We start from the raw sequence: 26293 nt of genomic DNA on the forward strand, positions 1-26293 counted from the left end.
CGGTGGGGACGACCAAGGTCCTGCGCGATGCGCGGGAGGCCCTGCACGACGGCGGTCTGCGCGGCTCGTTCCTGGTGCGTGACCTCGACACCGGTGATGAACTCGCGATCGACGCCGAGGTGGAGTATCCGATCGCTTCCCTGGTCAAGGTGCCGCTCGCGATCGCCACACTGGAACGTGTCGGGCGCGGCGAACTCGACCTGGCCACAGCGATCGTGGTGCAGCCCGGCCGCGTCACCGTGCCAGGACCGACCGGCCTGACCAAGTTCCGGCACCCGGCCACGGTCGCGCTCGAGGACCTGCTGTATCTCAGCACGGCGATCAGCGACGGCACCGCGGCCGACGCGCTGTTCGCCCTCACCCCGCCCGCCGCGGTCACCGCGGAACTGCGGCGGCTCGGCTACGACGGCATCGTGGTACGCCACCTCATGGGGGACCTCACCCAGACGCCGGCCGAACGGTTCGCGCCGACCGAGGTGCACCTTGCCCACTCCCTCGCCATCGGCGCGGCGACAGCGGGACAGGGGCATCCCGTGGCCCAGCTCGACATCAGTCGCGCGAACGTCGGGTCGGCCCGGACCTTCGTCGACCTGCTGGAGGGATTGTGGCGGCCGACGACGATCCAGCCCGCCACCGCGGCGCGGGTCCGCGAGCTGATGACGAACAACGTGATCCGGCAGCGGCTGGCTCCCGACTTCAGTTCCGACGCGTCCCGGTGGTCGTCGAAGACCGGTACGTTGCTCAACCTCCGACACGAGGTCGGGGTCGTCGAGCACGCCGACGGGCAGGCGTTCGCCGTCGCCGCCCTCACCGAATCCCGCGTACCGGCCGTGCTGCAGCCCGAGACGGAAGCACTGATGGCACAGGTCGCCCGGACGCTCCGCGACCACTTGCGGATGGCCTGAACAGGTGGATGCTCCCACCACTCCTGGCTGACTCAACGGGTCTTCGCCCGATGGGCCGTCAGGTGCGCCCTCACCGCCTGGCCGGCCTCCCAGCCGTCGGGGAACTCGACCGGGACGTTCAGGTGGACCGGCTCGGTCGACTGGCTCGCCTGATGGTGAGAAGTCCCGTTCGCGTGGGGCTGCCCGCGCCACGGCCATGGGAACACGCTCGAAGCCCATGTCCTCAATCGTTATGCGGGACCAATGGGGCAAGCGGTGCGCCATGTGACACAAGTGGTCATAGGTGCATTGACGGGTGCACGCGGTCACAGGAGGCTGAGTGGAACCCCCCACGGTAGCCCCCCACGGTAACCCCCTCCTTCTCCTCCACCGTTGGATTGCCCATGCGCCCACTCGTTTCCGCAGGCACGCTCACGGCCGCCGTCACCGCGGCCCTGCTGCTCGCCCCCACGGCCTACGCCACCGCCCCCGGCGACAACGGCACCGTGAAGATCCACGACGCCGCGACCGGCGAGGAGCTCCGTAAGAACGAGCCCCACGTATGCACCTTCTATCTCGATGCCTTCGGTTTCGACGCCGACCAGAAGGTCGACTGGCACATCGAAGCCTGGCCCCCTACCGCCGAGGTCAAGGGCGAAACCGTGAAAACCGGTTCGCTGACGCTCGATGCCGAGGGGCATCGCCGTACGCAGGACCAGTCCCTGCCCGACGGCCACTACAAGCTGTTCTGGAACTTCGACGGCGAGCACGGCCGGGCCAAGCACAAGACCTTCTGGGTCGACTGCGACGGCAAGGGGCAGCCGGGCGGTGGCAAGCCCGACAAGCCCGGTAAGCCCAGCGAGCCCGGCAAGCCCGGCGGCGGCAAGCCGTCGACGCCTGCCACCCCGTCGAAGCCTGCCACCCCGTCCGGCCCGGCGCAGCCGACCGCGGCGCCCACGTCGTCCGCCCCCGAGGGCACCAAGCCGACGTCCTCGGCCTCCTCCCCCTCGTCCCCCTCGTCGTCACCCTCCACGCAGAGCGGCGGGGACCTCGCCGAGACCGGTAACGGCGCGCCCGTCGGCCTGCTGTCCGCAGCGGCCGCCGCGCTCGTCGCGGCCGGCGGCTACCTGGTGTTCCGCCGCCGCAAGGCACAGCAGCACTGATACGCACCTGCGCCCCCGGGCTCCGTAGTTACTGAGCTCGTTCTTTGACCTCTGCCCGTGGTCAGCTCCTTGGCTGACCACGGGTTTTGAGGTTCTCGGGGCGCCTGGACGGTTTTCGAGTGCTTACGTGCCTCGGCCGAGCAAGGCACGTCGGACGACCTGGGGACAAGCGTGCTGGAGCATGCGAGGGCGACTCGTCGAGGGCCGGGGGCTGGGGTGGGGGCTGCGTGGCCGGTGATCGAGGTAGCTGGCCGGCCCGGACCGCGCGTCCACAGCTACGTGAACCGGCTGGCCGCCGCCGAGCTGGAACCCGAACGCATCCCCTGGCGCGAACGCTTCGCAGGAATCCGGGCCGCGGGCGTCCGACTTGGCGAGGCGAGGCCGAATGGATCCCGTAACGGGTTGGACGCGTCTCTGCTGGTCGAAACGGTCAGAAAGGTCGAAAGTCCCCACATGCAGGGACCTTTACCGGCCTCAGGGGTGAAACCGGCGCGATATCTTGTGAATGCGTTCACAAACCGGGGACCGTGAAAGAGAGAAGGTGAGTGCGGTGGCCGCAACGCCCCTGCGCAACAACGTCAGTGCAACCGACGGGACCCGCTGGAGCGGCAGCCTCGACGAACTGATCGTCCGAAGCCGGACCGCCCGGGGTGCCCTCGCCGCCCTGCGGATCCTGCTCGGCTGGACCTTCATCTGGCCGTTCCTGGACAAGGTGTTCGGCCTCGGCTTCTCGACCAAAAGCGCCGATGCCGTGATCAACGGCGGTTCGCCGACCGAGGGGTTCCTGCTGTACGGCACCAAGGGCCCCTTCGGCCACATCTTTGACTCGCTGGCCGGAGGCCCGTTCCTGGACGTGCTGTTCATGCTGGGCCTGCTCGGCATCGGCCTGGCATTCCTGCTCGGCATCGGTACCCGGGTCGCCGCCGTCTCCTGCGCGGTGATGACCGGCTTCATGTGGCTGGTCACGCTCCAGCCCGCGAACAACCCGATCACCGACGACCACTGGATGCTCGCCCTCGCCGGCATCGTCATCGCGACCACCCATGCCGGCGACTTCTTCGGCCTGGGCAGGAAGTGGAAGGAATTCCGGCTCGTCCGCCGCTACCGCTGGCTCGTCTGATCCCCGCCCCGCGATCTCTCCCCCCGCTTCCCGCGTCACATCCCCAGGTGTCGCGGGAAGCGTCGCGTCCGGCCTCCTCGGGGCAGTCGGGCCCGCTACCGCCTCCGTGTACAGATGGCAATGGTCCGGCGCCTGGTTGACACCTCCACCGGAGAACTCGCGCGTGAAGCTGCAGACGCGGTGGACGTATCACCCGCGAACCACCGGCACAGTTAGCTTTGCGCTGACGCCGACTTCGAGCGAGTGGCGTGAAGTCCCGTTCGCATGGTGGGAGATGGCGGCAATGCGGTACGGTGACGAAATCATCACGCTCTGTGTGCCTTCGTGTGCATGGGGCGGCCCCCGGCGGTGCGCTAACACCAACCGAGGGCCTTCATCACCAGTGGAGCTGCGAGGCCACCGGAAATGCTGCGTCATGCTATCGCGCCGTCCGCGCGCTATACGAAGGCATCGCACGATGTCGTCCGCCATCCGCGTCTGAACAGTGACGCGAAGGTCCTGCTCGTGTACGTCCAGGGCCTTCCCGAGGACGCCACGTCCAAGCCCTTGAGCGAACTCGCCCAGAAGCTGGGCATCAAGGGCCGCGCCTACCAGAAGGCGAAGCACCAGCTGGTCGAGCACGGGTACGTACACGAGTGGCGGAGCCAGGGCGTCGGCGGCCGTTGGATCACCGAGCAACTGGTCGCGAACAACCCTCTGACGAGTGAGCAGGCGAGACACCTGCGCGGGGCCGTGCCCGCCGCCCTGCCGCTGCCGAGTACGCAGTTCCCGACCGTCGGCGAACCGACTGCCCGGCCGGCCGGTGGCTATGAACCGGTAGAAGACCACAGTGATAAGACCACTCCCCACCCACCCTCCGAAGACCAGCCAACGGCGGACCCGGATCCGGAGCCGACGGCGGGGTCGGCCGACCCCCTCCAACTGGCCCGGGCAGAACGGGTCCTGCTCTCCCTGCGCCACTCACGCCGCGAACTGCACCTGGGCGTACGGGAGGCCCGCGCACTGGCCGTCGAGGCGGTCAAGTGGCTGGAGCGCGGCCTGAGCGAGTCCGACCTGCGCCAGGCCTTACTCGCCGAACGCCCGCAGGACGGCGTGCGCTCAGCGGTCGGCTTCCTCCGCTACCGCCTCATGCAGAAGCTTCCCGAGCCTCAGGCCCCACTCCCGCCGTACGAGCCCCCGCCCGTCCGCGAGCTGCTGGAGTGCGAGGGCCCGGGCGAGAAGCACGTCTTCCGCCCCCTGGCCGACGAGACGGAATGCGGCCCGTGCCGCCGGTCCACAGCACACGCGACCTTCCACAGCGCCCCCGCACCGGAGCCCGAACGCATCCCGTGGCGCGAACGGATCGCGAGGATCAACGGGACGTCGGCGGCCCCAGCGGGTGAAGGCTGACATCGCCTGCGTCTGGACCTGCGACGAGGAGAGCTCACCGCACGACCACGGCGAGACGCGCATCAGTGTCCACGACCGAAGTCCTGCCCTGGCACCGTGACCGCATAGCGGACCCGCTGGATGTCGCACCGGAGGAACTGACGCATCTTGTCGAGGTGCTGGAGGACTCTCCCGACCCGCGCCGAAAACAGGGATTCCGCTACCGGCTCGGAGTCCTGCCGGCCCGGATCGACGACGGCGCCCTGGACCGGGCCGTCGGGACACGGCTCGGCGCTCACCTCGAACCCACCGACGGGCTACGGGCCCTGGCCGTGGATGGCAAGTCCCTGCGCGACTCGCGCACCGAAGGTCACGCCAACGGGCATCATGACGATGGCCGCGCGCGGCACATCAGACCTGAGGGAACGTCAGGGTACTGGGCGTCGCCGGTCGGCGAATCGTATGCGTGACCTGCAGATTTCCACGTTGATCCCCTACACCACGACCGGGGACAGAAGAGGCCCCTGGCCAGCGGTGGCGCCGGCCAGGGACCCCTTGACGCGATCTGCCTACGTCAGCCGTCGTTCTCCGACGACGGGATGTAGGCGCCCGGCACGTCCTTCGGCGCGAAGATCTTGTTCTCGCCGGGGTACGGCTTCTTCCAGTCGTGCGTCTCATACCACGTGAAGTGGTTCAACTGCGCAGGGTTCGCGTAGTCGGGCACAGCGTTGGGCCCGGTCAGCCGCTGATGCGACTTCCAGTCCTCCCACTTCGCCGCGACCTCCTGCTTGTCCGTCGGCACCGTCGCCGACGGCGCGGCCGCCGCACTGGGGTTCTGCGGCGCCGGAGTGTCCACGCCGCAGGCAGGCGGGGTCTTCAGACCATCGGTCAGCGAGGTCCGGTTGGGCAGAGCGGTGAACGGCGTGAAGTCCGCGTTCTGGGTGAACGCCCCACGCATCGGGCTGGCCGCGCTGTCCTTCTGGTTCATCGGGTGGATCCCGAGGATCTGCTCGATGGTCCGGATCATCGTGATCTGCGAGTAGTAGCGGCTGTCGACCTTGCCGTGCTGCGCCCAGGGGCTGATGATCTGGATCGGGGCACGGTGGCCGTCGACGTGGTCGAGACCGGCCTGGGAGTCGTCCTCGACGACGAAGATCGCCGAGTCCTTCCAGTACTTGCTGTGCGAGATCTGGTCAACCATCTTGCCGACCGCGAGGTCGTTGTCCGCGACCGCGGCGGCCGAGTTCGTCGGACCACCGGTGTGGTCGTTGGAGAACCAGAACATGTTCAGGTTCGCCGGACCGTTCTTCTCGAAGTCCTGCTTCCAGATCTGGTACTTGTAGACGTCCGGGACGCCGAGGTCGAACTTCGGGAAGCCGGGCACCGACACCTTGTTGAGCGACGGGATCGCCGAGCCCGTTTGTATGGGGTAGGCGGTCTTCTGCCCGGTCGCGTCCATGTTCTTGGCGTCGCAGTACAGGTTCTGCCAGCTCGCGCCGGCCGGCTTGCTCTCGAACGACTGGAACTGGCCGAAGTCCCGCACGGTCTTCCCGGCCGCCTGCGCACCGGTCCAGATGAAGCCGGACTTCTGGTGGCCGAGAGCGTCGTCCTGGGTGTCGTAGCTGCGCTTGTACTCACCGGCCGAGGACTCGGTGTACTCCGGGTTGTCGGCCTGCATCAGCCAGTTGTGACCCTCGGCGGAGTTCGTGCCGATGTCGTACGTGTTGTCGTACAGCCCGAACTGCTTGGCCAGCGCGTGCTGGTTCGGCGTCACGTTCTCGCCGAACTGCGCCAGCGATGGGTCGCCGTTGCCCTGCGGGACGTCACCGAAGACCTGGTCGTAGGTCCGGTTCTCCTTGACGAGCAGGAAGACGTGCTTGATCGTCGAGGGGTCGCCGAGCTTCACCGGGACCGGCACCGGCTTCGCGTCGCCCGTGCCCTGGGTGACCGAGCCGCCGTGCCAGCCGTTCTGGGTGAAGACCTTGCCGGTCTCGGACTTGATGACGCCGTCGTCCGGCAGCGTGAACTGCGTCAGGCTCGACGTCGTGTCGTGGGTGCCGTGCCCGGCCTTGTTGGTGGGGCGGCGGGCGTCGATACCACGGGTGTTGGAGACGACCACGTTCTTGCCGACGGTGGTGATCTCTGCGGGGAAGTAGTCCGTCGGAAGCAGGCCGACGTAGCTGGCCGGCTCCTGCGGGGAGGTGTACCGGTAGACGGCGACCGCGTTGGCGCGGCCGAGCGTCACCAGCAGGCGACCGTCGTCGGTGAGCGTCACTGCGTTGGGCTCGTAGCCCACCGACGCCTCCGGCCACGGCCGGGTGGCGATGGTCTGCACGACCTTGTCGTTGGCGGTGTTGATGACCGACACGTCGTTGTCGGCGGTGTTGGTGACGAACACCGCCCCGTTCTTGGCGTACACCGCGGTCGGGTGCAGACCGACGTCGATGCTCCCGACGGCGGCGGACGGGGCCGCCAGGTTGATGACGCTGACCGTGCCGGTGGTGGTGGCACCGGTGTCCGGGTCGGCCGGCACCTGGGTGCCGTAGGAGTTGATCGTGGTGTCGCCGGCCTTGGCCGGACGCCCGCCCTCGTTGCTGACGTAGAGCTTGTTGCCGACCATGGCGATGCCACGAGGGGCGTTGCCCACGGTCCAGCTCTGCTTGATGGCCCCGGTCGCCCCGTCGATGGCGACCACCCGGTTCTGGCCGTTGACCGCGGAGTACACGGTGGAGCCGTCGGCCGAGAACACCGCCGCACCCACCAGTGCGCGCTTGGAGCCGTCGGCCGGGATCTTGATGGACGTCGGGTTGGCGACGCTGCCGTCCGGGTTCACGGTGAACTTGGTGTAGCCGTCGGTCTGGCCCAGCCACAGCTGCGAACCGTCGGGCGAGTACGTGGGGCCTTCCTGGCCCACGTCGTTGCCGCTGATGCGCAGGTCCGCCGCCGCGTTGTTGCCGACGCGCTGCTTCACCTGCCCGGTCTTGAGGTCCATGACGACCAGCGCCATCCCACCGTCGGTGACCGAGGCCGCGAGGTGGGTGCCGTCCGGGCTGACCGAGGACGACATGATCTTGCCGTCGTTGATGACGGTGCGGCTGCCATACGGGGCGATGTACTGGTCGGCGGAGACGACCTGGCCGTCAGCGGTGACCTGGCCGACCTGCTGGGTGCCGAACTGGTGCGTCTGGGCAACAGCGGTGCCCGTGACGGCGAGGGCGACAGCGATGCCCGCCGTTACCAGAGTGGTCCGGCGGCCGACGCGCCTACCGAAAAGGCTGATCTGTTCCTTCTCGTTAATCCGACGCTGTCGTGTTACCTGCATGGAATTATCCCTTCGGGGTGGTGTCGAGCAGTTCGACGTTGCTGTCGAACTGCCAAAGCGGGTTGGGTGCGTTTCCGGTCGGGGTCCGCACCAGGAAGTAGCCGTTCACTTCCTTCGGTCCGTCGCCATCGGCGACGAACCGCCCGTCTGAGGCGACGTCGAGCTGGTAGATGGCCGTCCCTGCGGCCGCGACGCCGGGGAGGTGCCAGGTGACGACGCAGCGCCAGTCGTTGCCCGGCCCCTGGGGGGCGACCTGGCCGCCGCCCTTGTTGCACGCCGCCGTGACCCGCAGTTGCGCCTCGGTGACGGCGGGGCGGTTGAGCTGCTGGGTCTGCATGCGGTAGAGGTGGGCGAATGACGTGGCGACCGACCGCTGGACCTTGTCCTGCTCGATTCCGGAGCCCATCGACGGGGTCGCCACGGCGACCACCGCGACGGTGAGGGCGGCCAGTCCGACCAGCGGCAGGAGTCCCGTGGTGATCGCGCGGCGCCCGGAACCGTCGTAGGCGAGGTTGGTGAAATCGCGCCGGAGGAAAAGCAAGTACGCCAGCACTGTCGCGAGCACGGCCCACACCAGGCTGACCGCAATGCCGATCAGGAGCGGGCCGACCTGTGCCGGGCTGGTGAACAGACCGTTCCAGGAGATGAAGGCGTAGCCGGGCAGGGCGAGGCGCACGGCGACGGGCAGCGGCAGCATCTGGGCGACCTGCATCGCGAGCGCGACAAGCGCGGGCAGCAGCAGTCCCATCGGTGACCGCCCCAGCGCGACCGAACCGAGTAGTCCGATCGCGGCGAGGGCCAGGGTCGGGGCGAGTACGCAGACCCAGGCGAGCAAGACCCTGCCGGCGGCGTCCGCCGGCGCCAGCAGGTGGCCGTCGAGGCCGACCAGCGGCTGGTTACCGACCGCCACGACCCCGCCGACCGCACTGGAACAGGCCAGCCCGGCCACGAGCAGCAGGATGACGGTGAGGCTGGCCAGCGCCTTCGCTGCGAAGATCCGTCGAGGCGACCGGACCGCCACGAGCAGGTGGCGCCAGGTGCCGAGCCGGTCCTCGGAGGCGAACACGTCGCCGGCGACCACCGAGGTCAGTAGCGGGAGTGCCCAGGTGCCCGCGAAACCGAGTACCACCAGCGGTCCGGCCCACCCCGTGGCGTGCATCCAGCGACCGAAGAGGGTGTCGGTGGGGAGCGTGCTCTGCTGGCTGACGGCGGCGACGAAGAGCCCCGGCACGATCCAGCAGGCGAGGACCAGCAAGCGGATCCGCCATTGCGAGACCAGCTTGACCAACTCGAAGCGGTAGCCGCGCAGAACCGGGACGCGGCGGGCACTGGCAACGTTGTCGTGGGTGAGGGTCGCGGTCATCGGCCGGCCTCCTGCTGCTGGGTGAGGGCGAGGAACGCTGCTTCGAGCGGCGACACCACGGGGGCGAGCTCGCGCACCGCGATGCCCGCGTGCACGAGCCTCACCACCAGTTCGTCGAGGGCGGGCACCAGTGCGCGCACGACGAGCACTTCAACGTCGTGCCGTGCCCCGGCGTCGTCGACGACGCGGATCCCGGCCGTGTCGACAGCCAGTCGGCGGGCGGCCTGCGGGTCGGAGGTCAGCAACCGGTAGTCGAGTTCACGGTCCTCGGCGGCCAGCTTGCTCAACGGGCCGGAGAAGGCGACCCGTCCGGCGGCGACGATGGTGACCTCGGAACACAGCGCCTCGAGGTCGTCCATGCGGTGGCTCGAGAGCACGACGCTGGTTCCCTCCGCCGCGAGCCGGGTGAGGACACCGTGAACCTGTTTTTTTCCGGCCGGGTCGAGGCCGTTGGAAGGTTCGTCGAGCACCAGCAGCCGAGGCTTGGTGAGCAGGGCGGCGGCGAGCCCGAGCCGCTGACGCATGCCGAGGGAGAAGCCGCGTGTCCGGTCGTCGGCGACATCGGTGAGCCCGACCTGGTCGAGCACGTCGTCGATCCCCGTTGTCCGCGCGTCGCGGCCACGGAGAGCGGCCAGCGCGGCGAGGTTCTGCCTGGCGGTGAGCGAGGGGTAGAGACCGGGCCCGTCCACGAAGCCCGCGACACCGTCGGGAGCGGCGAGCGCCCGCCCGACCGGCGTACCCAGGATCTCGAGGCGACCGCTGTCGGCGACGGCCAGGCCCAGCAGGAGGCCGAGCAATGTCGTCTTGCCGGCGCCGTTCGGCCCGACCAAGCCGTGGATCTGCCCCTGCGCCACATCCAGATCGATGCCGTCGAGTGCGACGACGTCGCCGAAAACCTTGGTGATCCCGCGAGCCCGGATTGCGAGGATTGTGTCCATGAGACCCTTCTTTCGAAACCTTCAAGGACCTTAGGGACGGCACACGATGCAGGCAGGGGCGGCTGGTTGAACGTTTCTGGAACGGGAGACGGCCGGCACCCTGCACGCGACCTTCCACGGCGCCCCCGCACCGGAGCCCGAACGCATCCCGTGGCGCGAACGGATCGCGAGGATCAACGGGAAGCCGGCGGCCTGATCCCGGGTGTTGGTGCCGGGCCGGCGGGACCCCGGGGCGGGGTATCACGCTTCGGCACCGGCGAACTCGGACTCGTCTTCGGCGTCCCTTGATTGAAGGCCGATATGAGGCAACGGACTATCGAAGCTTCAGGGCGCGGGCTGGGCCAGCCTCTGGAAGAGGGCAGCGATCTCCGCCTTGTCGGCGATCAGGGGCAACGTGTCGAAGTAGAGTTCCCACTCCCCCGGGGGCCGAACCGCTCGACGATTCCGAACGGGACGTCCGCCCCCTTGTCACTGGTCACCTTGCCATGCCACTCCACGTAGGTCGTACGTTCCCCGAAGGCGACCTGGCCCGCCTTCAGCTGCACATCAGCATGCTCGAAGAGCCGCTTGAGGTAAGCGGTCTTGCCCGCGGCCGTGGTCAGCGGTCGAGAGAGCCCCGGCGCCTGCAGCCGGGCGCTGCCCAACCGGTCGGTCAGTGCCGTGACGTCCCCGGCGTTCCATGCTGCAAGCCGAGCTGTGATCTGGTCGGATCGGAACTGCGCGTTTGAGCCGCCGGTTGCGCGCCCCTGGTCGGTAACTCCCTCGCCCGGATCCCCTCCACGCATCACGCGGTCCCGCACGAGATGTTCGCGGCCGATAGCAACCAGCTCGACTGAAGGCACGCGCTGAACCGATGAGTACGGACTACCGGATGACACGGACGGCCTTGGGCGTCAGGCTCCGGGAACTCCGCACTGCGTGCCCCGGCGGGCGACTCACCGGTTCAGAACCGGCCGCACGCCCAGGATGGGAACAGTCCCGGATCAGCGAGCTGGAGAACGGCCGTCAGACTGCAACCCCCGAAGACCTGAGGCTACGGGCGGTCGCAACCGGCCACCCCGGCACCTACGACGAACTGCAAGCCCGGCTACAGGGATTCGAGTCCCACGTACGTGCACGAGTGGCGGAGCCAGGGCGAGGGAGGCCGCTGGCTGACAACAACACGAGAACTTCCATTTTGGGAGAAGTTCACCGACCAGTGCCGGGTCGGCAACCAAACGGCTCTAATTTGACCAAGGCTTCGTGGGTCAAGAGCGGAAAGCGAGAAGCAAACGTCACAGCGGTTTGCATTTCGCGATGGTCTTCACCGTGACGTCAGCCCGTGCGCGATCGCCCGACTCGTCCGCGATCGGTCGAGGGGCAAGCCGCGCGGGCCAGTTCAGCAAAATCGAATACAAACATAAGGAAGCACAGGATGCGCATACCGCGCACACGCATCCGAGGCGTGATGGCCTCGGTCCTGCTGGCATGCATCGCCCTTCCGGGTGCGGTTTCCGCGGCCGCGGCGACTCCGGACACCGCACCCTCGGACGCCGACTCTTCGGTCGTCGTGGGATCCACCGCGGTTCCCAAGCCGGACCACGTGGTCATGGTGATGATGGAGAACAAGGGCTACGACGACGTCCTCAACAACCCGTCCACCAAACCCCAGGACCAGGCGCCGTACATCAAGTCCCTGGCCGCCCAGGGCGCGTTGTTCACCAACTCGTACGGCATTACGCACCCGAGCCTGCCCAACTACTACTCGCTGCTGTCCGCCTCGGACATCGTGAAGACCAGCGACTGGCCGGCCCCGCAGTCCGTCGACACCGACAACCTGCCCAACCAGCTGACCACCCACGGGTACAGCTTCGCGGACTACGCCAACCAGGGCCAGCCCACCCAGTGGCTCCGCTACAAGAACATCCCGGGCGTCCCGGGCAACCTGAACCCGATGGACAAGCGGCAGGAGGAGTTCCCGACCACGCCGGACGGGTTCGCCAAGCTGCCCACCGTCTCCTTCTACGTGGGCAACGGCCAGCAGAGCATGCACGACGGCACCATCGCCCAGGGTGACGCCTTCGTCAAGAACACCTTCGACTCGTACATCCAGTGGGCCAAGACGCACAACAGCCTCTTCGTGCTGACCTGGGACGAGGACGACTTCACCCCGGCCAACCACATCCCGACGATCATGGTCGGGCCGATGGCCAGGGCCGGCGAGTACAGCGAGAAGATCAACCACTACAACGTCCTGCGCACGCTGCTGGACATGTACGGCCTGGACCACATCAACCACACGGCCGACGCGGACGTCTCCACGATCACCGATGCGTGGGACATGTCCAAGACCGCGCGCCTGCGCGGCATGGCCGGGCGATGCCTGGAGAACCACCAGACCGATCCGGCGGAGGCGGGCGCGCTCGGCCTGTGGCACTGCGAAGCCGCCGCCAACCAGCAGTGGATCAGGCACGCGGACGGCACGATCCGCCAGTCCGACAAGTGCCTGACCGCCACCGCGGACGCGAAGACCGAACTCGCCGAATGCGACGGCACCCCCGCGCAGACCTGGCGGCCCGGAACCGACGGTTCCCTGCTCAACCCGGCGTCCGGCCACTGCCTGACCGTCCCCGGCGCGGACATCGCCAACGGAACCCCGGCGGAACTCCGGGACTGCGACGGCAAGCTCCACCAGAAGTGGCACGTGCCCAGCTTCGTCCCGCCGCACCAGCTCACGGTCAGCGGCTCAGGGGTCATCAAGCCCGGCTCCACAGCCACCGTGACGACGACCTACACCAACAACACCAGCCCGACCCCGCTGAAGGACGCCTCCGTCGGCCTCACGGTGCCCAGCGGATGGACGGCGAAGGCCACCTCCCCCACCACCTTCGACGCCATCGCCCCCGGCAAGTCGGCGACGACGACCTGGACCGTCACCGCACCCGCGGATGCCGCGACCAGCTACTACCCGCTGTCCGCGCGGGCCACCTACCAGGGTGCGGAAAACGGTGACCAGGCGTCCGGACAGATGTTGGTGCCGCCCCCCAACAACCCGAGCGGAACCGCGTATCTCAGCGACCTGCCGTTCCTGAGCGAGTCCAACGGGTGGGGCCCGGTCGAGCGCGACAAGACCAACGGCAGTACCCTCGCCGGTGACGGAGGCCCCCTGACCATCGGCGGGAAGACGTACGCCAAGGGCCTTGGGGCGCACGCGACCAGCGATATCACCTTCTGGCTCGGCAGTGCTTGTCGCACCTTCCATGCTGAGGTTGGTGTCGATGACGATACGCAGCGAGGCTCGGTGGCGTATCAGGTGCTCGGCGACGGCCGGCAAATCGCCGACACGCCTGTCGTCCGCGGCACCGACAGCGCCCGCCCCATCGATGTCGACGTGACGGGGGTCAGCGTACTGAGGCTGAGGGTCACCGACGGCGGTGACGGCAACGGCTCCGACCACGCCGACTGGGCCGACGCCCGGGTGGTCTGCGACTGAGCCACCCGCCGGTCCGTTCTCACCCGCTCAGTCAGCCACATGCCGCGGCGGTAAGTCGGATCCGCGTTCCCACCAGCGATCTCTGCACATCATCCTCGGCGCACGTAGACCTCAGGTCGGGTACATCACGGCAGACCGAAGGACTATCAGGCCGAGGATGATGCGCGCAGGAACGCCCGCCACCTGCGCAGCAACGGCCGCTGACCCAGCGGACCCCGGCCGGCGCCGCCGGGGCGGCCCCGGCCGGGTCACCTCCGGATCAAGTTGAGCGTCTGTTCTGGAAAACGGGAAGCCAGCGGCCCTGCCGGGCGAGGGCTGACGTCGCACGCGCTGCAGGGGGCCGCGGACGGTCGAAACTTCTGCGGCCTACCGCTCTTTCTCCAGGCAGTAGGTGTTGCGGTTGTCAGGGTCGCTGAAGAAGAAATACAGCGCCAGCCCCTTGTCGCCGCGCTCCAACTCCAGAGTCCAGGTGTATGTGTCCGGCGCCGGCTCCCTGATGTCAGCGGTGCCCATTGCCCCGTCCTCTGCGTCCTCGTCTTCACGCCACGCCGACGAGGTGCGCCGAGTAACGCAGAGGGACACGTGCTGACCATCACCCCAACCGATGTCCCGGTCGGTCAGTTCCCATGTTCCGGCGCCGGACATCCGCCACTGATCGTCGAAGTCGAATTCCTCCCCGTCGAGAAGCTTCACGACGGCGGTTCCGTCCTTTCGCAGGGTGACCACGGTGCCATCGATACACCGCCAGGTCCCGACGATCTCCGCCCACGAGACCCCAGTAACGGCCGGCACCCCGCGTACTGCCCCGGCCCACACCCGGACACCGAGAGGGCGAACACCACCGAGGCCATCCCTGCCAAGACCCCACGACGACCGCACATGTCCATCCTGCACCCCCTGCCGCCGCCACTCGCGGGCAGACGATCCTCATCCTCGTACGGGGCGGTGAGGCACGCGATGCGGGGGTGGCCTACGCGCGGCGGGGGCGCGGAGCATGGCACGGCTTGAAGCATCGGACGCATCGTGAACGGCGGCGAGGCGGATCGGACCCCGACCTACTGAGTGCGCAGAGAAGCGACGAACCGCGCCCACGTTCCAGGGGCTACGGCCATCCAGGGGCCCTGCGGCTGCTTCGAGTCGCGCACCCCGATGGCCCACTGCAGTTGAGTACACGAAGGTCAGAGTTTTGGAACGACGGTGAAAGGAAGCTGGCTAGCCCATTCCGCCAATGCTCCGGCTGCGTTCTCACGTAGCTCGCCATCTACGGACACCTCCTCCAGCAAGCCCCGGTGTTCGTTGGAGAGCGACAGCTGGCGGTAGAACTGCAGGTCTTCGAATCCGTTCGCCGCCACATCGTGGCTAGTGGCGGCATAGACCAGACGTGGAATCTGGGCCCAGTAGCACGCGACGAGGCACATGGGGCAGGGCTCGCTGCTGGAGTACATGACAGCGTTCTCCATGATGTGGTTTTGCAGCGCGCTGCCGGCCGCCCGCAGCGCCATCATCTCGGCGTGGGCGGTCGGGTCATGGAGTTCCACCACGGAGCTCGTACCCGTACCCACGATCGTGCCGTCAATTACGATCACGGCTCCAAAGGGCGTCTTTCCCTCGTCGTCCAACGCGTGGCGTGACACCGAAATGGCCTTCTCCAGGAAGGCGCGGTCCTCCGGTGACTCCTTGGTGTACGGCAACAGAATCTCCCTCATCTCACATGTGAACCGACGGATCGCTGTCGCTGAACGGCCCTGACAGGTCGACGTCGTACCCGGTCAGAGGGGTGGTATTCCCCGGGGCGCCGATGCGCTGCAACGCAGCTGCAGCCTGCTCCGCATCGGACCACTGGCCATCCTTCAGTACCGCGACCATATCCGCCGGAGGTGTCTCTGGCCGGTCCCCGCGGATAATGAGGCGGTGTATGCGCGGCGCAGGTGCGGGCAGCAGAGAACAGGCAGCGGCAAGCCTGAACTGCCATACGTCGAACGCTGCCGTCACCGCCTGGAAGTCGGCCTCCTCACTCACCGCGACCGGCAGATTGTGAAGGACGAGCCTGTCGATCCGCAGTGCGGCGCCGCGCTGCAGCTGCGCGGTCAGGAGGGCTTCGTCGATTTCGTTCCGCAGGGCCAGTTGGGGTGGCCGCAGCCAACCGAGACCGCACTGGACCACAACCGCTGCCTGCACGGAGGGTTCCAGCAGTCTCTCTGCATGGCTCCGCCAGTGTTCACTGTCCATGTCCCACCCGAGTGTGCGAGCCGACGAGTTGCATGACCCTGAACCCCTTGACCACCGCGTCTCCCGGCTCCCTCTGCTCGGTCGCACCGGGGAGCACCCGGGCAGCCAGTTCATCGGCTGCTGCCAGCGCGGGTGTGGGGAGAGCGGCCAGGAAGGCACGTAGTTCGGCGTCGGAACCGTCCGGTTCGAGGGGCGCGAGCCGACAGGCGATAGCAAGCACCATGGCAGCGGGTCGTTCCCTGGGCTCGGCCCGGGGTGCCGGTGTCCGAAACGCCCGTTGCGCAGTGCGTTCGCGGATGAGTTCCCAGGGGGCGTCGGAGCCGTCGGCGCGGCTGACGAGTGCCAAGAGCTCCGCATGGGCCTCACGGGCTGTTTCGAACCACCGATGCGTGCCGAAGGAACGCAGATAGGCGCCGAGGAGCTGCGGGTCCGGCGTGAACTCGGGGCGGACTAACTCGGGTGGATGAGGGACTCGCGTATCGCGAAGAGTGGCGATGGCGCCCACGGAGACCAACGCCCAGAACCGGTCGAACTCGTTGACAGTGCCGAAGAGTAGACGGGCTGCGTCCGCATCCGCTCCCGCGGCCAGCATCTCTGAGCCAAAGAGCCTCCGGCGCATTTCGCCGAGGATGGAATCTCCGTCCCAGTAATTCCCCATGAACTTGGTACCTGTGAGGATCTGGAACACGCTGTAGAGCGCGTTGGCCTGATGGGCGCCCTGAAACTCGGTGAAGTCCCGGGCCCAGATCAGTACTCCCGCCGGGTCCGCTATGACGGATCCGACCTCATCGGGGCTCTGGAAGAGCTTGGGATCGGGATCGACGGCGAGGAGGATGCGCAGTCGGCTGTCGACTGTCATGGCGACGAGTTCGCGGGCCGCCCGGCCGGAGGCAATGCCTCGCACGGACATGAGGCGGGCCGTGTTGCCGAGCCAGCCCAGGTATCTGCTGAGCTCACTGAGCACCACGGCCGGGTCGTCCAGATCGTGAATCTGCCGCAGTACGGAATTGATCAGGGATTCTGCGCATCCGACGACCACCACCGGGTCAGCACCGCGCACGAGGGTTGCGCGGGCGAGCCGGTGAAGGACCTCCAGGCGCAGGACTACGGAAGAGTCGTGGCTTCTTGGTTCGACCTCGGCATCGACGAGCTGGCCTACAAGGTTGCGGATGCCGGTCGGATCGTTGGTGCTGATGGCCTGGTCAAGGGCGCCGAGATAGGCGGCGACCACCGGGTCGTCCAGAAGTACCTGGGGCCGCGGACCGGGCAGGGCCTCGGTGAGGGTCTGGCGAAGGAGCCGATTACGTCCACCGATACTGGCGAGACCAAAGAGCCGGATGAACGAGAAGACACCGAAGACGTTGGCCAGGATGAAGAGCAGAGCGCCGTACGTGAGACTCGTCGCACTCTTGCTCAGCAGCCCGCATGCGGTGAACATCGCGGCGACCCAGCCGATGAAGACCCATTCGCGGAAGGCGATGTGGCTGTCGATGGCGCGCAGGGAGGGCCAGGAGCTGGCCGCAGAGAAGGTGAGCGCGAAAATCACAGCTTCACCAGTGAGGAGCGTTGCGAAGAATGCGACCGTGAACTGCGTCGCGTCGACGGCATCCCCGCGGTCGGCAGGGAGGTAGACCGCGAGAGGGATCAGTAAGAGAGCACAGAACGCCAGGACAGCCTCGCGACGTACGTGCTGCACTTCAGATGCCCCCCAGAGCTCATTTGGCTCTATCAACTGTGCCAGCCAGCACGGGAGTTGCCAAGGAGGTCCATCGGGAAAGAGCCAGCGTTTGGGGGGTGAGGTGGACTGTGGCAGTCCTGGACGAGGCGCTGTCTGGTGCCGAAAGACAGGCGGGAAGGGAGCCGGGCACGGGCTGGCCTGCGGTCGGCAGACCCTCCTGTGAGGACAGCGCGGACGCCACCCTCACAGGAGGCGGGCTGATCAGCCGCCGAACTGCTGGTGCCGTACGGCGGTGAGGAACCCCGCCCACGATGCCTGGCCGAACGTCAGCATCGGACCGCCAGGGGTCTTCGAGTCGCGGACCGCGGTGGCCTGTGGGAGGTGGGCGGCCTCAACGCACTCAGTTGTGTTCGCTCCGCTGTATGACGACTTGAACCAGCTGAGAGGCTCGGGGGAGTGAGGAACCGAAAGCATTACATCTCCTTGCGAACGCGCTCGATCAAGGCCGACGACGCGGCCATGTCCAACGCTTGTGCACGCAGGTAGTCGAACGCAAGTCTGTATCGGTCGAGTTCTTCGTCCGTCTCCATGAAGAGCGGGCCGACATGCAGGTCGACGTACACGACGTCCAGGCTTGCCTCGACCCCGCCGAGGATCACGAAACTTCCCAAGGCCGCGCCGTGGGCGCCCTTGGAGAACGGCAGGACCTGCAGGGTGATGTGTTGCGAGTTGTTGGCTTCCAGCAGGTGACTCAACTGATCGCGCATGCTCTCGGGGGATCCGACGACGCGCCGGATCACCGACTCGTCGAGGATCGCCCACAGGTGGGGCGGCTTCGGTCGGCTCAGGATCTCCTGGCGCTTCAAGCGGATATCGACGAGACGCTGGATCTCCTCGGGCGCCAGACGCATCTCGCTGGCACATTGGATCGCTGTGCTGTAGTTCCGTGTCTGTAGAAGGCCGGGTACGTAAGTGCCGGAGAAGTGGTCCTCGCGCACTGCCTCGTCTTCGAGCGTCAGCAGGAGATTCATGTCAGCGGGGATGGAGTCGGTGTACGGCCCCCACCAACCCTGCTGCTTTGCGTCCTTCGCCAGGGCGACCACGGCATTCCGCTCCGCGTCGGTCGCGTCGTACTGCCGGCAGAGGGCGTCCGCGATGGGCCATTTCACTGGCCCTTCCTGGGTCTCGTAGCGGCTGACCGTGGCCTTTGAGATCCCGACGAGCCGTCCAGCTTCCTCCAGCGTCATGCCCTTCCGTGCGCGCAACTTGCGCATCATCGCGCCGAGCTGTCGACGTCGTGTTGTGGTCCTGACGGACATGGAGGGTGGCCTTCCGTTCCGTGTGCGCTGAGGCTCTTCGGCGCCAACAAGGCTATGTCTGACACCCGTTGCCGGGATCTGGATTCACCCGATCGATTCTCGTGAGAAGTTTCATGAAGAGACTTCTTGCTGCCATACTCGCAAACCTGGCCACTCAGCGCAGTCGTTTGGATACGGCCGGTGCAGGGCTGATGTGGCGCCGGAAGGAGAGTGCATGTCCGGACACGACAACAGTTCGCAACTCCGCAGCGTTCTGCCGTTCGAGGCCGAGCCCGCAGCGGTCCGGGACCTGCGAAGAGCCGTCAGGGGGCAGCTTGCGGAGTGGCGCTTGCCGGCTTTCGCCGAAGAAGCTGAGCTGGCAGTGAGTGAGCTGGCAGCCAACGTGATCAAGCATGTGGGTAGAGGTGTCGCTGCCACCCTGGTCCTGGAGGCAGCAGGGGACCGGCTGCGGATCGAACTCCATGACAAGAGTTACCGCGTGCCGGTCCTCGGATCGGCGACCTGCGACGACGAGTGCGGGCGGGGTCTGCATCTGCTCGCCGGCATGGCTGCCGACTGGGGAACGTTGCTGACTGCGACGGGGAAGGCTGTCTGGTGTGAGCTGTCAGCCGACCCGGAGCTGCACTGCCGCCGGGTGCAGCGTGCTGAAGCGGCCCTGACGAAATACCGAGGCGATGTCGGTGCACCGCCTTTGCTGCAGAGTCGCTCCGTTCAGATCCTTGAGGAATCTGCCATCGACCTCATCGCGGATGTCCTGCACTGGGTCACTTCCCGGGGTGGCGACCCGGACGGGTTGCTGGACCGCGCGCAGATGCACTTCGAGGCGGAGGCGGCCTGATGTGCGCAGCGTACGAGCCGAAGGCGGGCAGCTACGCTGCCTCGCCCGCCTTGGCGGCTTTCTCAATCTCCGCGCGCAGGGCTGCGGGGGTGCGCCATGATGCGCCGCGATGGCCTCTGTGGCACATGCGGTGGCAGTTGGCGCACAGGAAGGCGAGGTCTTCCAGCTTGGTCTCGCGGGGCCCGGATATGTGGAGAGGCAGTACGTGATGAATCTCAACGTAGCCCTTGCCGAGGGCTCCGTAGAACCGGCCGAAATCGAAGGTGCAGACCTCGCACTGCAAGGGCTGCCCCAGCTTCTCCGCCCGCGCGATCTTGCGAGCCCGGAGATTGCGGTCACGTTCGCGATGGAGGGCCCATCTGGCGAGGAGGCGGCCTTCAATCGCCGAGTTTCCCTCATCATCGAGTTCATCTGGATCTTCTGGGATCTTGTGCAGCTCACCTGTGCCGATACCCTGCCGCAGAGCAGCGGCAGCCCCAAGCATCTCGGAGGGCCGGGCGATGAAGGTGGCGATGACCTCCTTATCCAGCCGACCGCCCTTGGTAGGGCTGCCGGTGTATGCGGGGTGGTTCGAGGCAAGATCGGAAGTCTTGCGGCTGACGCTGCCGATGGATCTGAACTTCGGGATGGCCTGCGCTGCGTTGGCGTGGATGGGCAGGGACCGGAGCAGGTCGGAGAGATCGAGTACGCGAGAGTCGCCTTCACGGAGTTCATTCCACCCGTTCTCGACCACGAGTGCGCAGGCCAGCAGCAACTCGTCGCGGGTCCATGCAGGGCTTCTCGGCATGGGCCATATCGTATGAGTGTTCGCTGTCACGTGTGGGGCGGTCGGAGCGGAAAGATGTGTGACGCACACTTGAGGACGGTCGTGTTGTCAGTGGGGTCTGTCACCCTCTGTGATGACTGGTGGCAATCGGTGCCAGTCGGGCAAGTCTGGAAGGAGGGTGCGTGACCAGCACCAAGAGGGAGTTCACCTCGGTTGAGATCTGCGCCGGGGCGGGTGGGCAGGCGTTGGGCCTGCACAATGCGCTGTTCAGGCATCTTGCACTGATCGAGATCGACCCGAACGCGGTAGCCACCCTCAGGAAAAACGTAGAGGGAAACGCGGAGTGGGAGGACTGCAAGGTCAAGCAGGCTGACTTGACGCAGCTCAAGCCGCTGGATCTGAGGTTGGAGCTAGGGCTGGAAGCGGGAGACCTTGACCTGCTCGCCGGCGGTGTTCCATGCCCGCCGTTCTCCATCGCAGGCAAGCAGCTGGGGCGGGACGACGAGAGGGACCTGTTCCCGACCATGCTCGACCTGGTCGAGGAACTTGAGCCCAAAGCCGTCATGATTGAGAACGTCCGGGGGCTGCTTGAGCCTAAGGAGAAGTTCCAGGGGTACCGTGAGGAGCTTCTGGAGCGTCTTGAGTCCATGGGCTATGAGAAATGCTACTGGGAAGTTCTGGAAGCCAAGAACTACGGGGTTCCGCAGCTCCGCCCGCGCGCCATTCTGGTGGCGATGAAGAAGGCATACATTCCATTCTTCGCTATTACGAAGCCGGAAATAAGGCCGCTCGTCACTGTGGGGGAGGCGCTGAAGAAGACCATGAAAAAACGCTACGACGGCGTTGATGACCCACGGGCCGACGACATGTTCCAGAAGTGGCTACGCCAGGCATCGAAGGGTGTTGCGCCCACGCTCGTTGGAGGCTCTAAGAAGCATGGCGGCGCGGACCTCGGTCCCACCCGAGCCAAGAAGGCGTGGGCAGCGCTGGGTGTATGCGGGCTCGGTGTCGCGAATGACTCAACGGAAATGGAGCGGCTGGAGAGCCAGGATCGTGATCTCTTCGCTAAGGCCGGGCCGAAGCTCACAGTGACGCAGGCGGCGATCATCCAGGGCTTCCCGGAGACCTGGAAGTTCTCTGGAAAGAAGACTGCTGCATACCGGCAAGTGGGGAATGCCTTCCCGCCGCCGGTCGCTCAAGCAGTGGGGGAGCAGATCATCGCCGCTCTGAAAGCGGCTCGCGAGGCAGGAGTTGTGGCCCCGGGGTGGGAGGAGCGGGTCCTGGCTGGGGAACGGGAACGGGACAGTGAGCTGTTGTTCAAGTTGGCTGACCTCTCAGCGCCTGTCATTCCGGAGCCGGCTGACCGTAGCAGCGATCGTGAGGGCGCAGCCGTCGGGTGACTCGTGCTCCCAGAATCGGAGCACAGTCCATCCCGCTTCGCGGAGGCGTTCATCTGTGTCCCGGTCGCGGGTCACGTTCCGTGTGACCTTGTCTGACCAGTAGCCAGAATTTGTCTTCGGTGAGACGTAGTGTTCCGGGCAGCCGTGCCAGTAGCAGCCGTCGATAAACACTGCCAGCCTCGCCGGGCGGAAGACAATGTCTGCCGTCCGGCGAAGCTCCGGCAGAGGCTTGGCCCCTACGCGGTAACGCAGCCCTTGTGCATGGAGAAGCCTCCGGATCATGAGCTCCGGCTTGGTGTCCCGGCTCCGGATCGCCTGCATGTTCCGGCGCCGGGCGGCCGATGAGGCCCAAGTCCCCTCCGGGGGAATCCAGTTACTCTCGTCATTCACCATGTTTGGCCGCCCCCACGTGTTCGAGGAGCGAGTGGAGGTCCATGGCATCCATCCCGTAGGGGGCTACTTCCTCTTCCGGATCAGCCAGTTCCTGCACCGAGGGGTCATCCAGGATCTTCCCCATGAACTCCAGTTTATCTCCGAGTCGCCTATGGATTCGTTCATCGATTGTTCCTCTGGCAAGGAGGATAGTGATGCGTGTCGTCGTGTCGGCGGCGAGTCCAAGACGATGAATTCGGTCCAGGCTCTGCAAGAATCGACCGGCTGCAAAGTCTCGATCCAAAAAGATAGCGTCGTGGCATACGTGGTGCAGGCTGATGCCTTCTCCGAGCGTTGCTGGGTTAGACAACAGAACCATGCAGTCAGGGTCTTTTCGAAATCGGTGAAGCTGCTCATCGCGGTCGATGCTTCCGCCGTGCACAATTGCTGGCCGGAATTTCGCCAAGGCGCCGCCTAGCGTGGTCAGGTTGCGGACGAATGTTGACCACACGAGAGTCTTGCGTCCCACCCGGGCATTTTCAGACACAGTCTGAAGGACGGCCTCATATTTAGGTGACAATTCGTAGCGAGGAAGATTCCGCATGAGATCGCGAAGCGAACCGGTGTCTGGTGCGTTGGAGGATGGGATGTGGAAGGGGAGCGGTTCGTAACGTTCCAGCCCCTTCTCCAGCAGCGCTGGACTCGTGCTGGCCATCATGAGGTAGGCAAGTACTTTGCCCATTCTGGCGAGCTCGTCCTGCTCCGGATGTCCAGAATCTGAAGCCTTTTCGCAGAGTGCTGAGTACAGCTTTCGGTGGGCATCTGGGAGGTTCACAGAACGCACCTGGATATCTACAGGAGGAAGGTCAAGTTCGTTCTTTGTCGTCCTTGTGAACAGTGGGCGGAGAACTTTGCTCGCATACGCCAAGTCCCCGCCTGCCACAGCTTTGTCGACAGCACGGCGGCCGTGTCCCGGCCACACGAAAGAGAGCAGGCTCTCCAGGTCCTTGGCGCCATTCGGGGCGGGCGTACCTGTGAGGATGAGCCTATGGCGGGCCAGCGGCCCGAGTGCCATGCAGGTCGCGCCGTAGGTGCCCCTGACGCCGAGCTTCATCCGGTGAGCCTCGTCTAGCACCATCAGGGTGGGCGCTGTACTCAGCCAGTCCGCAAGTTCTGATTGATACCGGTGCAGCCGTTCGTAGTTCACCAGCAGCACTTCGGCTTCGTTGTCCGGCCGTCGCTCGAAGATACGGACCGGCAGTGGCATCGTGAAGCAGTGCTCGCCCTCCTCCTGCCATGCTTCGTAGGCGGATTTCGGGCTGACGACGAGTAGACGCTTAACCATTCCCGCTTCACGGAGCGCTGCATAGACAGCCATCGCCGTACGAGTCTTCCCCGCGCCCGGCACACTGAAATTCGCCCCGTGTGTGAGAGACAACAGTTTGGCAGTATCGCGGATCTGGAACTCCGTCAGCGGCGCTTTCCACATTCCCCCTAGCCGCACTAGCACGTCATCGGGAGGGACATCCCCGGTGACATCCCTCCCTTGGCTACCTGCGGCAAGCCGGGACGCGAGCGCCTGCGAGTCCCGCACCGATCCTTCTGCCAATGCCATCAGGTCAGGGGCAAACATCACTCCAGAAGGATCGTGCCACTGATTGAGCAGGGTGAGATGAGAGAGGAAGTCTTCAAGGTCAACCTCAGCGGATAGCGACCCCCGCTGGCTGCCGCTGCTGAACCTAGCAGCCAGCCGTACCAGTTGCTCGTGGCTCTCTGGCTGCGCCCTCAAGATGACTTTGGTCCGCGACTCGTCGAAACCGAGTCGCAGCGACGGCTCCGCAGGGTCAGCCACGCCTAATCCTCGCTTGCCTTGATGAGCCATGCCATGCCGGCGCCGGGTTCGGGAATTCCGCGGTTCGCCTGCCGGGCGAGCTTCACGAGGCTCCCCTTCAGTCGCAGTAGCGCGCTATCAAACCCGTCCTTGTCCAGACTGCTGCTGGCCAGCGCCTGAGCCAGGTCACTGACGCTCTGGTCAATGGCGGCACTGGCGTCATCGAGACGCTCCGCGGTCGTCTGTTGGAACTTCTTCAAGTTGTCATCACGGCCAGCCTCGTGGAGCGCCCGTCCCATTCCCTTACGCGCTGAGATAACAGTCTGCCGGGCCGCGTCGCGGGCTTCTGTGGAGAGATGGCGGGCCGATTCCGTAGCCTTGGCTTGCAGAATGTGATCTGTGATGGATCTTGCTTGCAGGACAAAGTCGGACGGAGGGGCGACCGATACGCTAAGTCCTGGAATCGCGATGGAAGGAGCAGCTTCGGGGATGATCTTTTTGAATTCCGGAGAAAGCGCTTCTTCTAGATATTCATGGAGGAATTCGCTACCGATCAGACGTGTTTTCGTCTTCGCGAAATCAAGAATGATGGCTGCTATGCGATTTTCTTTGACCTGCTCGGCGAGTTCCTGACTGGTTGCCTGATGTTTGATGTAGTTCCGGTGTAGCTCTTTAAAGTTCTCTTTGTGTCCCTCGAAGTCGGTGAGGCTGAGTTCTGCGCCGTCTGTTGTCTGGCTGCGCTCAATCATTTCCCGGATAACGCCGAGGATCCACCTCTCTTGCTTGAAGGTCTTCAGCTGGATGTGGAAATCTCTAGCAATATCCGCTGCCGCTCGACCCAACAGCTCCTGCTCTTCCATCGCAATCAACCGGTTGATGTAAGAGTAATCCCTGCGTTCATCCGGCCGGAGCTGAAGCGCGAGCTCGACCGCATTGATGTCCTCCCAGGTGAATGAGGGGGGGAGTACACCTACACGGATCGATGATTTCTGTAGCTTCCTCAGCGCTGCGGCGCGAGTATTACCATTTACCAGGATTCCTTCGTGCGTAATCAACCCCGGTTCCTGCTGTTCGACTGCTTTGAGGCTTGCTACTAGAGCCTCAAATTCTGGGTCAGATTCGTCAGGGTTGGTCGGTTTGCTGATCAGCAGACGGTTCAAGTAGTCCTGGCTCTCGTCGAGCCATGGATCGGCCTGCAGGCTTTTGGAGAGAATCGGGTCATGGCCGAGTTGAGCCCTGATTCTGTGTGTCGCGGGATTGTAATAAAGGTCGCGCAGCGGCATGTCGATCACGCCAACGTGAAGCGGGCGGCCGTTCCACTCCACGGTGACCGTCTCCCGTGGCCCTTCTCCCTCGACGGCCCCCTTGAGCCGCTTTGCGATGAACTCGGCGTTCTCAGCCGCCTTCGGCGGGAGGACGAACTTCAGCATCTTCGTACTTCTCCTCTATCTCCAGCGGTGCCTTGAGCTGCCGGCACCGCCGACGCTGCGGCTCAGCGCTCTGCCGGTCTGACCGCAGCCCGCACTGCCTTCCGGGACTCCGAGGGCAGAGTGCGGTACTCGCCCCAGAGACGCTCCATCATGCTGAAGTCCCGCCGGTCCGAAACCACCCACTGAGTGAAGTGATCCCGCTCGATCTGGCTCATCTGTCCCAAACGGCCGAGGATCCCTGCCAGGTCGGCCTGGCCGCCCCGGCCACCGACCCGGCAACGGCGGCACTCGGTAACCATCTCCACTACTACCTTCGCACCGGGCTTGAGGACATCCCGGCGTGCGACGTCGAGTTGAGCAGTTTCCACGCCCCCCTCGTACACCTCGCCGGCCGCAATGCCGCAGACGCGGCACAGATAGTCATCCGCCTCAAAGATCTCACGGCGCTGTGTCGCCGTAATGCCCGCCGCCGGCGTCTTGGCCTTCGACTGGCCCGGCTTCCACACCTCCGCACCCATCTCGACGAAGCGGTGCTCGCTCGATGTCAGCGTCGGGTCCTCGCGGTTGGTGGCGATCTTCCAGCCGCGATCCCGGAGGTCTCGCATCCGGCGGTCGATCTGGGATGTCTCGGGAAAGGCATCCCGGAGCTCGGTCTTCGTGAAAACCTCACCCACACCTACCTCAGCAACCAGCCAGAGGGCGCACCGGACCATCGTCCCCCTACTTGTATCCCGCCACGACGGAATCTCCTGGAAAGTCACACTTCCTGCCTTTCATAGCCGGAGATGGAGTTCGGGCAA

25 protein-coding genes are annotated in these 26293 nt (G+C 65.8%); 9 read left to right on the top strand and 16 right to left on the bottom strand.

All coding sequences use genetic code 11. The features are described from left to right. The first annotated feature begins 2 nt into the window (after positions 1-2). The 5 genes from OG953_RS27460 (at position 3) to OG953_RS27480 (ending at position 5005) form a co-directional block, all read left to right on the top strand. Complete coding sequence (locus OG953_RS27460; protein ID WP_405687578.1) at positions 3-905, top strand: serine hydrolase; 903 nt, start codon at positions 3-5, stop codon at positions 903-905. 383 nt (positions 906-1288) lie between these two features. Then, complete coding sequence (locus OG953_RS27465) at positions 1289-2047, top strand: LPXTG cell wall anchor domain-containing protein (protein ID WP_405687580.1); 759 nt, start codon at positions 1289-1291, stop codon at positions 2045-2047. 550 nt (positions 2048-2597) lie between these two features. Further along, positions 2598-3167 (top strand): DoxX family membrane protein, encoded by a 570-nt coding sequence (locus OG953_RS27470; protein WP_405687582.1) that lies wholly within the window; start codon positions 2598-2600, stop codon positions 3165-3167. Positions 3168-3572: 405 nt separating this feature from the next. After that, positions 3573-4556, top strand: coding sequence for a hypothetical protein (locus OG953_RS27475; protein WP_405687584.1), 984 nt, complete (start codon positions 3573-3575; stop codon positions 4554-4556). A gap of 65 nt (positions 4557-4621) precedes the next feature. Beyond that, positions 4622-5005: a hypothetical protein gene (locus tag OG953_RS27480; protein ID WP_405687586.1), complete on the top strand. Its 384-nt coding sequence runs from the start codon at positions 4622-4624 to the stop codon at positions 5003-5005. Positions 5006-5109: 104 nt separating this feature from the next. On the opposite strand, the gene OG953_RS27485 is transcribed toward OG953_RS27480, so the two are convergent. The 4 genes from OG953_RS27485 to OG953_RS27500 form a co-directional block, all read right to left on the bottom strand. After that, positions 5110-7857, bottom strand: a complete 2748-nt coding sequence (locus OG953_RS27485) for an alkaline phosphatase family protein (RefSeq protein ID WP_405687588.1) — start codon at positions 7855-7857, stop codon at positions 5110-5112. Positions 7858-7861: 4 nt separating this feature from the next. Next, the gene (locus OG953_RS27490; protein WP_405687589.1) at positions 7862-9220 is read right to left on the bottom strand and encodes an ABC transporter permease; all 1359 of its coding nucleotides are present in this window, start codon (positions 9218-9220) and stop codon (positions 7862-7864) included. Continuing rightward, the gene (locus OG953_RS27495) at positions 9217-10158 is read right to left on the bottom strand and encodes an ABC transporter ATP-binding protein (protein ID WP_405687591.1); all 942 of its coding nucleotides are present in this window, start codon (positions 10156-10158) and stop codon (positions 9217-9219) included. The genes OG953_RS27490 and OG953_RS27495 overlap by 4 nt, the downstream gene beginning before the upstream one ends. Before the next feature lie 383 nt (positions 10159-10541). Further along, complete coding sequence (locus OG953_RS27500) at positions 10542-11000, bottom strand: hypothetical protein (protein ID WP_405687593.1); 459 nt, start codon at positions 10998-11000, stop codon at positions 10542-10544. 29 nt (positions 11001-11029) lie between these two features. Between OG953_RS27500 and OG953_RS27505 the strand changes: the two genes are divergently transcribed. Next, positions 11030-11470, top strand: a complete 441-nt coding sequence (locus OG953_RS27505; protein ID WP_405692096.1) for a helix-turn-helix domain-containing protein — start codon at positions 11030-11032, stop codon at positions 11468-11470. Between the two features lie 102 nt (positions 11471-11572). Continuing rightward, a complete protein-coding gene (locus OG953_RS27510) occupies positions 11573-13630 on the top strand; it encodes an NPCBM/NEW2 domain-containing protein (RefSeq protein ID WP_405687594.1) in 2058 nt (685 codons plus the stop codon). 366 nt (positions 13631-13996) lie between these two features. Here the strand turns inward: OG953_RS27510 and OG953_RS27515 are convergent, their stop codons facing one another. From OG953_RS27515 to OG953_RS27545, 7 genes are all read right to left on the bottom strand, one after another. Then, positions 13997-14323 carry a hypothetical protein gene (locus OG953_RS27515; protein WP_405687595.1) on the bottom strand — a complete coding sequence of 109 codons (327 nt, stop codon included), beginning with the start codon at positions 14321-14323 and terminating at the stop codon, positions 13997-13999. A gap of 362 nt (positions 14324-14685) precedes the next feature. Next, a complete protein-coding gene (locus OG953_RS27520) occupies positions 14686-14775 on the bottom strand; it encodes a DUF397 domain-containing protein (protein WP_405687596.1) in 90 nt (29 codons plus the stop codon). A gap of 33 nt (positions 14776-14808) precedes the next feature. Beyond that, on the bottom strand, positions 14809-15321 hold the full coding sequence (locus tag OG953_RS27525) for a nucleoside deaminase (RefSeq protein ID WP_405687597.1): 513 nt from the start codon (positions 15319-15321) through the stop codon (positions 14809-14811). A 16-nt stretch (positions 15322-15337) separates the two neighbouring features. Then, a complete protein-coding gene (locus tag OG953_RS27530; RefSeq protein WP_405687598.1) occupies positions 15338-15859 on the bottom strand; it encodes a hypothetical protein in 522 nt (173 codons plus the stop codon). Continuing rightward, positions 15849-17555 (bottom strand): hypothetical protein, encoded by a 1707-nt coding sequence (locus tag OG953_RS27535; protein WP_405687600.1) that lies wholly within the window; start codon positions 17553-17555, stop codon positions 15849-15851. The genes OG953_RS27530 and OG953_RS27535 overlap by 11 nt, the downstream gene beginning before the upstream one ends. Before the next feature lie 243 nt (positions 17556-17798). Then, positions 17799-18011, bottom strand: a complete 213-nt coding sequence (locus tag OG953_RS27540; protein ID WP_405687601.1) for a DUF397 domain-containing protein — start codon at positions 18009-18011, stop codon at positions 17799-17801. Continuing rightward, positions 18011-18856: a helix-turn-helix transcriptional regulator gene (locus OG953_RS27545; protein ID WP_327275028.1), complete on the bottom strand. Its 846-nt coding sequence runs from the start codon at positions 18854-18856 to the stop codon at positions 18011-18013. The genes OG953_RS27540 and OG953_RS27545 overlap by 1 nt, the downstream gene beginning before the upstream one ends. Before the next feature lie 214 nt (positions 18857-19070). Between OG953_RS27545 and OG953_RS27550 the strand changes: the two genes are divergently transcribed. After that, on the top strand, positions 19071-19694 hold the full coding sequence (locus tag OG953_RS27550) for an ATP-binding protein (RefSeq protein ID WP_405687603.1): 624 nt from the start codon (positions 19071-19073) through the stop codon (positions 19692-19694). Positions 19695-19725: 31 nt separating this feature from the next. Here OG953_RS27550 and OG953_RS27555 read toward each other — a convergent pair whose 3' ends face one another. Next, a complete protein-coding gene (locus OG953_RS27555; RefSeq protein WP_405687604.1) occupies positions 19726-20481 on the bottom strand; it encodes an HNH endonuclease in 756 nt (251 codons plus the stop codon). A gap of 161 nt (positions 20482-20642) precedes the next feature. Between OG953_RS27555 and OG953_RS27560 the strand changes: the two genes are divergently transcribed. After that, positions 20643-21860 carry a DNA cytosine methyltransferase gene (locus OG953_RS27560; protein ID WP_405687606.1) on the top strand — a complete coding sequence of 406 codons (1218 nt, stop codon included), beginning with the start codon at positions 20643-20645 and terminating at the stop codon, positions 21858-21860. Here the strand turns inward: OG953_RS27560 and OG953_RS27565 are convergent. From OG953_RS27565 to OG953_RS27580, 4 genes are all read right to left on the bottom strand, one after another. Continuing rightward, on the bottom strand, positions 21795-22253 hold the full coding sequence (locus OG953_RS27565) for a very short patch repair endonuclease (protein ID WP_405687608.1): 459 nt from the start codon (positions 22251-22253) through the stop codon (positions 21795-21797). The genes OG953_RS27560 and OG953_RS27565 overlap by 66 nt on opposite strands. Next, positions 22243-24084 (bottom strand): DEAD/DEAH box helicase, encoded by a 1842-nt coding sequence (locus OG953_RS27570; protein WP_405687610.1) that lies wholly within the window; start codon positions 24082-24084, stop codon positions 22243-22245. Before OG953_RS27570 ends, OG953_RS27565 begins: the two co-directional genes overlap by 11 nt. A gap of 2 nt (positions 24085-24086) precedes the next feature. Then, positions 24087-25493, bottom strand: a complete 1407-nt coding sequence (locus tag OG953_RS27575) for a transcriptional regulator (RefSeq protein WP_405687611.1) — start codon at positions 25491-25493, stop codon at positions 24087-24089. Positions 25494-25555: 62 nt separating this feature from the next. Continuing rightward, positions 25556-26254 (bottom strand): hypothetical protein, encoded by a 699-nt coding sequence (locus OG953_RS27580; RefSeq protein WP_405687613.1) that lies wholly within the window; start codon positions 26252-26254, stop codon positions 25556-25558. Between the last annotated feature and the right edge of the window lie 39 nt (positions 26255-26293).

Source organism: Streptomyces sp. NBC_00057 (genome assembly GCF_045041165.1).
Taxonomy (GTDB): domain Bacteria; phylum Actinomycetota; class Actinomycetes; order Streptomycetales; family Streptomycetaceae; genus Streptomyces.

What these genes read in the sequence shown, in the direction of transcription:
- OG953_RS27465 (WP_405687580.1), top strand. Translation starts at nt 1,289, where the DNA reads ATGCGCCCACTCGTTTCCGCAGGCACGCTCACGGCCGCCGTCACCGCG.
- OG953_RS27475 (WP_405687584.1), top strand. Translation starts at nt 3,573, where the DNA reads ATGCTGCGTCATGCTATCGCGCCGTCCGCGCGCTATACGAAGGCATCG.
- OG953_RS27485 (WP_405687588.1), bottom strand. Translation starts at nt 7,857, where the DNA reads ATGCAGGTAACACGACAGCGTCGGATTAACGAGAAGGAACAGATCAGC.
- OG953_RS27490 (WP_405687589.1), bottom strand. Translation starts at nt 9,220, where the DNA reads ATGACCGCGACCCTCACCCACGACAACGTTGCCAGTGCCCGCCGCGTC.
- OG953_RS27495 (WP_405687591.1), bottom strand. Translation starts at nt 10,158, where the DNA reads ATGGACACAATCCTCGCAATCCGGGCTCGCGGGATCACCAAGGTTTTC.
- OG953_RS27505 (WP_405692096.1), top strand. Translation starts at nt 11,030, where the DNA reads ATGACACGGACGGCCTTGGGCGTCAGGCTCCGGGAACTCCGCACTGCG.
- OG953_RS27510 (WP_405687594.1), top strand. Translation starts at nt 11,573, where the DNA reads ATGCGCATACCGCGCACACGCATCCGAGGCGTGATGGCCTCGGTCCTG.
- OG953_RS27530 (WP_405687598.1), bottom strand. Translation starts at nt 15,859, where the DNA reads ATGGACAGTGAACACTGGCGGAGCCATGCAGAGAGACTGCTGGAACCC.
- OG953_RS27540 (WP_405687601.1), bottom strand. Translation starts at nt 18,011, where the DNA reads ATGCTTTCGGTTCCTCACTCCCCCGAGCCTCTCAGCTGGTTCAAGTCG.
- OG953_RS27545 (WP_327275028.1), bottom strand. Translation starts at nt 18,856, where the DNA reads ATGTCCGTCAGGACCACAACACGACGTCGACAGCTCGGCGCGATGATG.
- OG953_RS27550 (WP_405687603.1), top strand. Translation starts at nt 19,071, where the DNA reads ATGTCCGGACACGACAACAGTTCGCAACTCCGCAGCGTTCTGCCGTTC.
- OG953_RS27555 (WP_405687604.1), bottom strand. Translation starts at nt 20,481, where the DNA reads ATGCCGAGAAGCCCTGCATGGACCCGCGACGAGTTGCTGCTGGCCTGC.
- OG953_RS27565 (WP_405687608.1), bottom strand. Translation starts at nt 22,253, where the DNA reads ATGGTGAATGACGAGAGTAACTGGATTCCCCCGGAGGGGACTTGGGCC.
- OG953_RS27575 (WP_405687611.1), bottom strand. Translation starts at nt 25,493, where the DNA reads ATGCTGAAGTTCGTCCTCCCGCCGAAGGCGGCTGAGAACGCCGAGTTC.